This is a genomic window from Streptomyces sp. NPDC059456 (assembly GCF_042750055.1).
Lineage (GTDB): Bacteria > Actinomycetota > Actinomycetes > Streptomycetales > Streptomycetaceae > Streptomyces.
Genome location: NZ_JBHYVA010000663.1, coordinates 1,194 through 4,742, shown reverse-complemented (window position 1 = coordinate 4,742; position 3,549 = coordinate 1,194). Strand labels below are relative to the sequence as shown.

Sequence of the window (3,549 nt, the reverse complement as noted above, 5' to 3'; positions counted from 1 at the left end):
GCGCTGCACCGGTGTCAGACCGGTGCGGCGCTGCCGCGATCCCGCCCCGGGGCCGGCCGGTCCGCCGGGCCCGGGCATGCCTCGGGGGCGTGCCCGGACCAGTGGTGGTGGTACTGAAGGGAATGGCGCTCGCCGATGTGCCACGGGCAGTCTCCCCGGATGTCGCGCGAGGCGACGCCACCGCACGGCTGGTCCGGGCAGGGGCAGGCGTCCGGCCGCGCGACCCCGTCGATGCGGACGACGTGTCGGTCCTCCGGGGTGAGGCAGCGGCCGTACTGCTCGTGCCAGACCCGTATGCCCGCTTCGACCGCATCGGCCTGGGACCAGCGGCCCGCCGGCGCCGGTACGTCCACGGTCGGCCCGGGCAGCCACCGCCGGACGGTGGCGGCGACGGCGCGGGGGTCGGCGAACGGCTCCGGCAGCGGCAGGGGGAAGTCGTGGTACGCGACCGGCAGCAGGCCGGAGTCCTCGTCCATCACGCACCAGCCGTGGTGGTGCTCCCACCACAGCCAGACCGATTCCGGCTCGCTCCACGCGGTCCCGTCGAACTGGCCGTCCTCGAAGCGGAATCCGCCGTCGACATCGGCCGGGTCCGTGATGTGGAGGCTCGATGCCCGGCGGGTGAGACCGTTGGTCCAGGTGTTGCGTACGCGCAGCCCTTCGGCGGCCAGTGCGGCGTGCACCGCGGCCATGTAGGGCGCGTGGGGCAGGTGCGGGTCGGACATCCGTCGTCCCTTCCTCGATCCTCGCCGGCGCGACCGCTGTGCGCTCGACCGCAGTCGAGTGGCGCGGACCGGCGTGGCATTCGCCCGGCCTCCCCGGGTTCGCGATCAACCGTAATACCGTCCGCCCGGACTTCGACGGCCGGGTGGTCCACGCTCACGCCCGCTGCGGATGACCGCGCCCGGCGCGGGACCACGGGCGTCGGTGGGCCCTGTCATGATCGTCCGCATGACGATCCACTACGGCTACTACGCCGCCACCGACGACGCCCATGCCGCCGCAGCGGTCGAACACGGCACCCTGGAGGAGATGGGCGCGGGATACGACCAACTGGTGCTGACCGGCCTGGACCCGGAGATCCACATGCCGGTGCTCGACACCCTGATATCGGGGCGGTCCGCCGAAGCCGTCCAGGCCGACCCGCCGTACGGCGGATTCGTCAACTCCAGTGACGACGGCCGGACGGTGTGCCACTCGCTCGCCGACGCGTTCGGTGACGCGCTCGCGGGCCTGGCGCCCGGGGCGGTGCGGGACGTGGCCGCCGGCTGGGCCGCGGCGGAGGTCTTCCGGGACAACGGTCCCGATGCGGACGTGCTAGCCCAGGTCCTGACCGAGCTGGCCGGCCTCGCCCGCGACGCGGCCGGCCGCGGAGAGCGCCTCTACTGCTGGACCGGCATGTAAGGACGGCCTCGGCCTTCGTGCCGGCTCGGCACGGACGGCCCGGCCTGCTGAGGCGTGTATGAAATTCTTGACACCATGGCCGAATAATTTTACATTCCTGATGTCAAGAATCATTTACATCGGAGCGGGGTGCGGTCGTGGCCTTCCAGGAGAAGCGCGCGTGGATCATGGGGGTGGTGGCCATCGCCGCGTATGCGGTCTACCTGGCCGTCGTACTCGGGCGGGCCGGGGACGGGGTGCCCCTTCCGGAGGTCGCGTACGTGGCGCCGCTGCTGTGGACGGTCGGCGGCGCGATCGCGGCGTCCATCGCCCTGAACATCGCCGTCGCGGTCGCCTCGCCCGGTGAGGCCGGTGCCAAGGACCAGCGCGACAAGGAGATCGCCCGCCTCGGGGAGTACACCGGACAGTCCCTCCTCGTCCTCGGCGCCATGACCGCACTGGCCCTCTCCATGGCCGGGGCGGACCGCTTCTGGATCTCCAACGTGATCTACCTGGGCTTCGTCCTCTCGGCCGTACTCGCCTCCGTCGTGAAGCTCGCCGCCTACCGGCGCGGATTCCAGTCGTGGTGAAGCCGACCGGTATCACCAACCGGATCCGCATCCTGCGCTTCGAGCACGAGGAGATGACCCAGGCGGCGCTGGCCGAGCGCATCGGTGTGACCCGCCAGACCGTCATCGCCATCGAGAAGGGCCGCTATTCGCCCTCCCTCGAAACGGCGTTCAGGATCGCCCGCGTCTTCGCGGTGCCACTCGAGCAGGTTTTCCAGTACTCGGACGACGAAGGGACGGCGCCGTGAAGGCGATCGTGCAGAACGGATACGGCTCCAGCGACGTCTTGGAACTGCGGGACGTGGAGACGCCGGAGCCGGGCAGCGGCGAGGTGCTCATAGCCGTCCGGGCGGCCGCTCTGGACGCCGGGGTCTGGCACCTCATGAGCGGCAAGCCCTATCTGCTGCGGCTGATGGGATACGGGTTCCGCGCGCCCAACGTCCGCGTGAGGGGACGTGAGGTCGCAGGGCGGGTGGAGGCCGTCGGGGCCGGTGTGACCGGGCTGCGGCCGGGGGACGAGGTGTTCGGGATCTGTGAGGGTTCCTTCGCCGAGTACGCGACCGCCTCGCAGGACAAGCTCGCCCTCAAGCCCGCCGGTCTTCCGCTGGAACAGGCGGCGGCACTGTCCATCTCCGGTCTCACCGCACTCCAGGCGTTGCGGGACACGGGCCGCGTCCGGCCGGGGCAGCGGGTCCTCGTCATCGGCGCCGCCGGCGGGGTCGGCACGTTCGCCGTGCAGCTGGCCAAGGCCTACGGTGCGCACGTCACCGGGGTGTGCAGCACCGCGAAGACGGAACTGGTGCGCTCCCTCGGCGCGGACGAGACCATCGACTACACCCGCGAGGACTTCACCGAACGGGACGTGTCCTACGACCTCGTCCTCGACACCGCCGGCAACCGCCCCCTGTCCCGCCTGCGACGCGTCCTGACCCCGCGCGGGACCCTCGTCATCATCGGCGGTGAGGGCGGCGGCCGTTGGATCGGCGGCATGGGCCGGGTGCTGTGGGCCGCCCTGCTGAACCCCTTCGTCCGCCAGAGCCTCAAGCCGTTCATGGCCTCGGAGCTGAAGGCGGACCTCGACGTGCTCAAGCAGCACGTCGAGGACGGCACCCTCACCCCGGCGATCCAGCGCACCTGCCCCCTCGACGGTGCTGCGGAGGCCATCGACCAACTCCACCGCGGCGAGGCCCGGGGCAAGATCCTGATCCTCCCCTGACCCCACGGCCCGGGGCGGGCGGCCTCTTGGTGGTGGATCCCGTCCACCGGTCCTCCGTCACCGTGCCGGGTGTGGTGGTTCCCCTCCTCGGATCGGTGCCGATCAGGCGGGCCCGGCGTCCGCAGCAACCGGCCGGGGCCCCGGGTCACCGCAAGCCGGAGACTCTGAACACCGTGTGGGCCGCCTCCCGGTCGATGCGTTGTGCCAGCTGTCGCAGGACGGTGGTGCCGCGCAGCAGGGTGCCGCGCCGGATGGAGGAGCGGCTGTCCGCGTCGAGGCGGTGCCACATCGCCGGGTTGCGGACCAGGACGGGGGGGGGGGGGGGGGAGCCGCCCGGCGCGGCGGGGCGCGGGCGCGGGGCCCCCGGGACCCCCCCCCGCC

General features: G+C 72.2%; 5 protein-coding genes and 1 pseudogene. 4 read left to right on the top strand and 2 right to left on the bottom strand.

From position 1 onward, the window contains the following. Positions 1-14 precede the first annotated feature (14 nt). Positions 15-725 (bottom strand): hypothetical protein, encoded by a 711-nt coding sequence (locus ACFXA3_RS35870; protein WP_385194158.1) that lies wholly within the window; start codon positions 723-725, stop codon positions 15-17. 226 nt (positions 726-951) lie between these two features. Here ACFXA3_RS35870 and ACFXA3_RS35865 point away from each other — a divergent pair, with 226 nt between their 5' ends. The 4 genes from ACFXA3_RS35865 (at position 952) to ACFXA3_RS35850 (ending at position 3,168) form a co-directional block, all read left to right on the top strand. Continuing rightward, positions 952-1,404, top strand: a complete 453-nt coding sequence (locus tag ACFXA3_RS35865) for a hypothetical protein (protein ID WP_385194156.1) — start codon at positions 952-954, stop codon at positions 1,402-1,404. A gap of 137 nt (positions 1,405-1,541) precedes the next feature. After that, positions 1,542-1,973 (top strand): hypothetical protein, encoded by a 432-nt coding sequence (locus tag ACFXA3_RS35860; RefSeq protein ID WP_385194154.1) that lies wholly within the window; start codon positions 1,542-1,544, stop codon positions 1,971-1,973. Next, complete coding sequence (locus tag ACFXA3_RS35855; protein WP_385194151.1) at positions 1,967-2,200, top strand: helix-turn-helix transcriptional regulator; 234 nt, start codon at positions 1,967-1,969, stop codon at positions 2,198-2,200. The genes ACFXA3_RS35860 and ACFXA3_RS35855 overlap by 7 nt, the downstream gene beginning before the upstream one ends. Continuing rightward, on the top strand, positions 2,197-3,168 hold the full coding sequence (locus tag ACFXA3_RS35850; RefSeq protein WP_385194149.1) for an NAD(P)-dependent alcohol dehydrogenase: 972 nt from the start codon (positions 2,197-2,199) through the stop codon (positions 3,166-3,168). Before ACFXA3_RS35855 ends, ACFXA3_RS35850 begins: the two co-directional genes overlap by 4 nt. Positions 3,169-3,313: 145 nt before the next feature. Here ACFXA3_RS35850 and ACFXA3_RS35845 read toward each other — a convergent pair. Then, positions 3,314-3,549 (bottom strand): annotated as a pseudogene (locus tag ACFXA3_RS35845) (hypothetical protein); the annotation flags it as partial.